Consider the following 6,601-nt stretch of genomic DNA (forward strand, 5'->3'; position numbering starts at 1 on the left):
GTGGTGTCCGGGCGGATCTCGTACACCTTCGGGCTCGAGGGCCCGGCGGTCACGGTCGACACGGCGTGCTCGTCGTCGCTGGTGGCGCTGCATCTGGCGGTGCAGGCGCTGCGTCAGGGTGAATGCTCGATGGCGCTCGCGGGCGGCGTCACGGTGATGTCCACCCCCGAGAACTTCATCGACTTCAGCCGTCAGCGCGGGCTGGCGGCGGACGGTCGTATCAAGGCGTTCGCCGCTGGTGCGGATGGGACCGGCTGGGGCGAGGGCGTCGGCATGCTGCTGGTCGAGCGGCTGTCGGACGCGCGGCGCAACGGCCACCCGGTCCTCGCCACCGTGCGCGGCTCGGCCGTCAACCAGGACGGTGCGTCGAACGGCTTGACGGCGCCCAACGGCCCGTCGCAGCAGCGGGTGATCCGGCAGGCGCTGGCCAGCGCCGGACTGTCGGCCGGCGATGTGGATGCGGTGGAGGCGCACGGTACGGGGACGACGCTGGGCGACCCGATCGAGGCGCAGGCGCTGCTCGCCACGTACGGTCGCGAGCGGCCCGAGGATCAGCCGTTGTGGCTGGGTTCCATCAAGTCCAACATCGGGCACACGCAGGCGGCTGCCGGTGTCGCGGGCGTGATGAAGATGGTCCTCGCCATGCGGCATGGCGTGCTGCCGCAGACGCTCCACGTGGACGCGCCGNGCATGGCGTGCTGCCGCAGACGCTCCACGTGGACGCGCCGTCGCCGCACGTGGACTGGGCCTCGGGCGCGGTCGCGCTGCTGAGCGAGACGCGGGAATGGCCGGAGACCGGCCGTCCGCTCCGGGCCGCGGTGTCCTCGTTCGGCATCAGCGGCACCAACGCGCACACCATCATCGAGCAGGCCCCGACGATCGAGGCGCCGTCGCCCGAGGTTTCCGAGCCCCGCGCTCTGGACACGTTGCCGTTCGCTCTGTCGGCCAAGAGCCCCGAGGCGCTGCGGGAGCAGGCCGCGCGGCTGCGCGCCTACGTCGAGACGCGCCCCGATGCGGCGCCGCTCGCCGTCGCCCACGCCCTGGCCGTCGGCCGCGCCGCCCTGGAGCGGCGCGCGGTGCTGACCGTCAGCGACCGTGATGAGCTGCTGCGGACGCTCGACGCGCTGGCGCGGGGCGAGTCCGCAGCGGGCCTGGTCGAGGGCTCGGTGGCGGACGGCAAGGTCGCGTTCCTGTTCACGGGGCAGGGCAGCCAGCGGCTGGGGATGGGCCGTGAGCTGTACGACGCGTACCCGGTGTTCGCCGATGCGCTGGACGAGGTGTGCGCGCATCTGGATCTGCACCTTGAGCGGCCGCTGCGAGATGTGCTGTTCGGGGATGACGCGGAGGCGCTGGACCAGACCGGGTTCACTCAGCCTGCGTTGTTCGCGGTTGAGGTGGCGCTGTTCCGGCTGGTCGAGGCGTGGGGTGTGACGCCGGACTTCCTGTCCGGGCATTCGATCGGTGAGTTGGCTGCCGCGCATGTGGCGGGGGTGTTGTCGCTGGCGGATGCGTGCCGGTTGGTGGCTGCTCGTGGGCGGTTGATGCAGGAGCTTCCGGCCGGTGGCGCGATGATCGCCGTCCAGGCGTCGGAGGACGAGGTGGCGCCGCTGCTCGGTGGGCGGGTGAGCATTGCCGCCCTCAACGGGCCCACCTCCGTGGTCATCGCGGGTGACGATGACGCTGTGGTTGAGGTCGCCGCGTCCTTTGAGGCGCAAGGGCGTAAGACCAAGCGCCTCACCGTCAGCCACGCGTTCCACTCGCCCCGCATGGACGGGATGCTGGACGCGTTCCGCGAGGTGGCGCAGGAGCTTTCGTACGAGGCGCCGCGCATCCCGATCGTGTCGAACCTCACCGGTGATGTCGTCTCCGCCGAGGAGATCACCAGGCCCGACTTCTGGGTGCGCCACGTCCGCGAAGCGGTCCGCTTCCTCGATGGTGTCCGCACCCTCGAAGCGCAGGGCGTGACGACGTACATCGAGCTGGGCCCCGACGGTGTCCTCACCGCCATGGCCCAGGAGTGCGTGTCCGGTGAGGATGCGGCGTTCGTCTCCGTCTGCCGCAAGGACCGTCCCGAGGCCGACGCGCTGACGAGCGCCGTTGCCCGTGCGTACGTCCGTGGCGTACCGCTGGACTGGGACGCCGTCCTCGGCGGCGCAGCCGCCACCCGCATCGATCCGGCCGAGTTGCCGACGTACCCCTTCCAGCGCCAGCGCTACTGGCCCAGCGCCGCGGTCCTGGCGGCGGGCGACCCCGAGTCGATCGGGCTCGGGGACATCGACCATCCGCTCCTGGGCGCCGCCGTGGCGCTCGCGGATGCCGATGGCCTGCTGCTCACCGGCGTGCTGTCCACGCGCACCCATCCGTGGCTGGCCGACCACGCCGTCATGGGCACCGTGCTGCTGCCCGGTACGGCCTTCGTGGAGCTGGCGAGCGCCGCCGGTGCCCAGGTCGGCTGCGAGCGGCTGGACGAACTGACCCTCGAAGCCCCGCTCGTGCTGCCGGAGCACACCGGGGTGCGGGTGCAGCTCGTCGTGGACGGGCCGGACGAGTCCGGCGCCCGCGCCTTCAGCCTCCACTCGCGCAGGCAGGACGCGCTCGGCACCGAGCCGTGGACGCGCCACGCCACCGGTGTGCTGACGGTCGGCGGCCGGACCGCCGCCCCCGACGAGCTGGCCGTGTGGCCGCCGCAGGGCGCCACGCCCATCGCGGTCGACGGGCTGTACGAGGACCTGGCCGGGGCGGGACTCGGATACGGGCCGGTGTTCCAGGGGCTCAAGGGCGCCTGGCGGCTCGGCGACGACCTGTACGCCGACGTGGCGCTTCCCGAGGACACCGCCCTGACGGCGGGCGCCGAAGCGGGACGGTTCGGGTTGCACCCCGCGCTGCTCGACGCCGCGCTGCACGTCATCGGCCTCGACAGCCCCGACCGGGAGGCGGCGCCGGCCGAGGGCGCGCTGCTGCCGTTCGCGTGGAACGGCGTCCAACTGCTCGCGGCCGGGGCCGATGTGCTCCGGGTGCGGGTGACCGAGCAGTCGCGGGACACCGTCTCGCTGCTGGTGGCCGACGGCACGGGACGACCGGTCGCCACGGTCGAGTCCGTGGCGCTGCGGGCCGCCTCCGCCGACCAGGTGCGCGCGGCGTCGGGCGGGCTGCACGAATCGCTGTTCCGGCTGGACTGGACGGCGGTTCCGGCGCCCGCGACGGGCAGGGACACGGGGAGCAGCTGGGCGGTGCTCGGCGCCGGGTCCCTCCCGCAGGACGCGTTCGGGCCCGGGGTGCGGCTCACCGCGTACCGCGATCTGGCGGCGCTGCGTCAGGCCGTCGGCGCCGGGGCGCCCGCGCCCGACACGGTGTTCATCGCCGACCCCGCCGCCGAAAGCGACAACGCGGCCGCCGTGCACTCCGCCACCCAGGACATGCTGGCCCTGCTCCAGTCGTGGCTGGCCGACGAGCGGTTCACCGATGCGCGGCTCGTGCTGCTGACCCGGGGCGCGGTGGAGACCGAGCCGGGGACGGGCGGCGCACAGCTGCCGCAGGCCGCCGTGCGCGGGCTGTTCCGCTCCGCGCAGTCGGAGAACCCCGGCCGCCTGGTGCTGCTCGACGTGGACGGCGAAGAGGACTCGTACCGTACGGTGTCCGCCGCGCTCGCCCTGGACGAGCCCGAGGTGGCGCTGCGCGGGGGCGTGGCGCTCGCGCCGCGGCTGTCCCGTACGCCGATCGCAACGGAAACGAGTGGCCCGTCCTTCGACGCGCACGGCACCGTGCTGCTCACCGGCGCCTCCGGCACCCTCGGTGGCCTCTTCGCCCGCCACCTCGTCTCCGCCCACGGAGTACGGCACCTGCTGCTGGTCAGCCGCGGTGGCGCCGACGCCGAGGGCGCCGACGCGCTGACCGCCGACCTCACGGCGGCCGGTGCCGCCGTGACCTGGGCGGCCTGCGACGTGGCCGACCGCGAAGCGCTCGCCGCGACGCTGGCCGGGATCCCCGCCGAGCATCCGCTGACCGCCGTCGTGCACACCGCGGGTGTCCTGGACGACGGGATCATCGGCTCGCTGACGCCCGAGCGCGTGGCGGGCGTGCTGCGCCCCAAGGTGGACGCGGCGCTGAACCTGCACGAGCTGACCAGCGACCACGACCTGTCGGCGTTCGTGCTGTTCTCCGGTGCCGCGGCCGTGTTCGGCGCGCCGGGGCAGGCGAGTTACGCCGCCGCCAACTCCTTCCTGGAGGCCCTCGCCCAGCACCGTGCCGCCCAGGGGCTTCCGGCCACCGCGCTGGGCTGGGGCCTGTGGTCCGGCGCGGGCATGGGCAGCGGGCTCGACGACGTCGACCTGCGGCGCATCGCGCGCGGTGGCGTCGCCCCGATACCCGCCGACGAGGGCCTCGCGCTCTTCGACGCGGCACACGCCGACGGCTCGGCCGCCGTGCTGTTCCCGATGCGGCTCGACTACGCCGGGCTGCGCACCGAGGCCACGGCGACCGGCACCGTACCGGCCCTCTTCCGTGGCCTGGTGCGGGCCCCGGTGCGGCGGGCCGCCACCGTGGCCACCGCCACCGCCGACGGTTCCACGCTCGTACGGCGGCTGGCCGGGCTCGCGCGGCCCGAACAGGACCGTGAGCTACTGGAGTTGGTGTGCGGGCGGGTCGCCGCGGTGCTCGGGCACGGCGGGGCCGACGCGATCGAGCCCGGGCGGGCGTTCAAGGAGCTGGGCTTCGACTCGCTCACCGCCGTCGAACTCCGCAACGACCTCAAGACGGTCACCGGACTGCGCCTCCCGGCCACGCTCGTCTTCGACTACCCGACCCCGACCGCCCTCGCCGGTTATCTGCGGGACGAACTGCTCGGCGCCGAAGAGGCCGAGCAGAGCGCCGTGGCACCCGCCGCCACCGGGGGCACGGGCGCGGCGTCGGCGGTGGACGACGACCCGATCGTCATCGTCGGCATGAGCTGCCGCTACCCGGGCGGTGTGAGCACGCCCGAGGAGCTGTGGGACCTCGTCGCCGCGGGCGGCGACGGCATCTCCGGCTTCCCCGTCGACCGCGGCTGGGACCTGGACGGCCTGTACCACCCGGACCCCGACCACGCGGGCACCTCGTACACCCGCGAGGGCGGCTTCCTCCACGACGCCGCCGACTTCGACCCGGCGTTCTTCGGCATTTCGCCTCGTGAGGCGCTGGCGATGGACCCGCAGCAGCGGTTGCTGCTGGAGACGTCGTGGGAGGCGTTCGAGCGCGCGGGCATCGACCCGGCGACCGTGCGCGGCAGCCGCACCGGTGTGTTCGCGGGCGTCATGTACCACGACTACGTCACCGGCCTGGACGGCATCCCGGAGGGCGTCGAGGGCTACGTCGGCACCGGCAACGCGGGCAGCATCGCCTCCGGCCGGGTCGCCTACACCTTCGGGCTTGAGGGCCCGGCCGTCACCGTCGACACGGCGTGCTCGTCCTCGCTGGTGGCGCTGCACTGGGCGATCCAGGCGCTGCGCGCTGGGGAGTGCAGCATGGCGCTCGCCGGCGGTGTGGCGATCATGGCCACGCCCGAGACGTTCGTGGACTTCAGCCGTCAGCGCGGCCTCGCCACCGACGGCCGCTGCAAGTCGTTCGCGGCGGGCGCGGACGGTACGGGCTGGGCCGAGGGCGCGGGCATGCTGCTCGTGGAGCGGCTGTCGGACGCCCGTCGCAACGGCCACCCGGTTCTCGCCACCGTGCGCGGCAGCGCGATCAACCAGGACGGTGCGTCGAACGGTCTGACGGCGCCGAACGGTCCATCGCAGCAGCGCGTCATCCGGCAGGCGCTGGCCGGTGCGGGTCTGTCGGCCGGCGATGTGGACGCGGTGGAGGCGCACGGTACGGGGACGACGCTGGGCGACCCGATCGAGGCGCAGGCGCTGCTCGCCACGTACGGCCGCGAGCGGTCCGGGGACCAGCCGCTGTGGCTGGGCTCCATCAAGTCCAACATCGGCCACACTCAGGCGGCGGCCGGTGTCGCGGGCATCATCAAGATGGTGATGGCCATGCGGCACGGTGTGCTGCCACAGACCCTCCACGTCGACGCGCCGTCCCCGAACGTCGATTGGGCCGATGGCGCGGTCTCGCTGCTGACGGAGGCGCGGGAGTGGCCGGAGACGGGCGGCCGTCCGCGCCGGGCGGGTGTGTCGTCGTTCGGCATCAGCGGCACCAACGCGCACACCATCATCGAGCAGGCTCCGCCGATCGAGGCCCCGGCCGAGATATCCGAGCCGGACGTCCCGGGCCGTGTGCTGCCGTGGCCGCTGTCGGCCATGGGTCAGGGGGCGCTGCGCGACCAGGCCCGCCGCCTGCGTGACCGGCTGAGCGTCGCCGACGAGACCGACCTCGCCGACATCGGCTACACCCTGGCCACCGGCCGCACCGCCTTCGAGGACCGTGCGGTGCTGGTGGCGGGCGACCGCGAGGGCTTCCTGCGTGGCCTGACGGCGCTGGCCGCCGGTGAACCGGCCCCGGGCGTGGTCCAGGGCTCGCCGGTCGCCGGGAAGCTCGCCTTCCTGTTCACGGGTCAGGGCAGCCAGCGGCTGGGGATGGGGCGTGAGCTGTATGACGCCTATCCGGTGTTCGCGGAGGCGCT

The 6,601-nt window shown here is 73.9% G+C and carries 1 pseudogene; it reads left to right on the forward strand.

What is annotated here, in order from left to right:
* A pseudogene (locus tag EEJ42_RS07810) lies at positions 1 to 6,601 on the forward strand (type I polyketide synthase); the annotation flags it as partial.

This window comes from Streptomyces botrytidirepellens, from assembly GCF_003721215.1.
Taxonomy (GTDB): Bacteria; Actinomycetota; Actinomycetes; order Streptomycetales; family Streptomycetaceae; genus Streptomyces; species Streptomyces himastatinicus.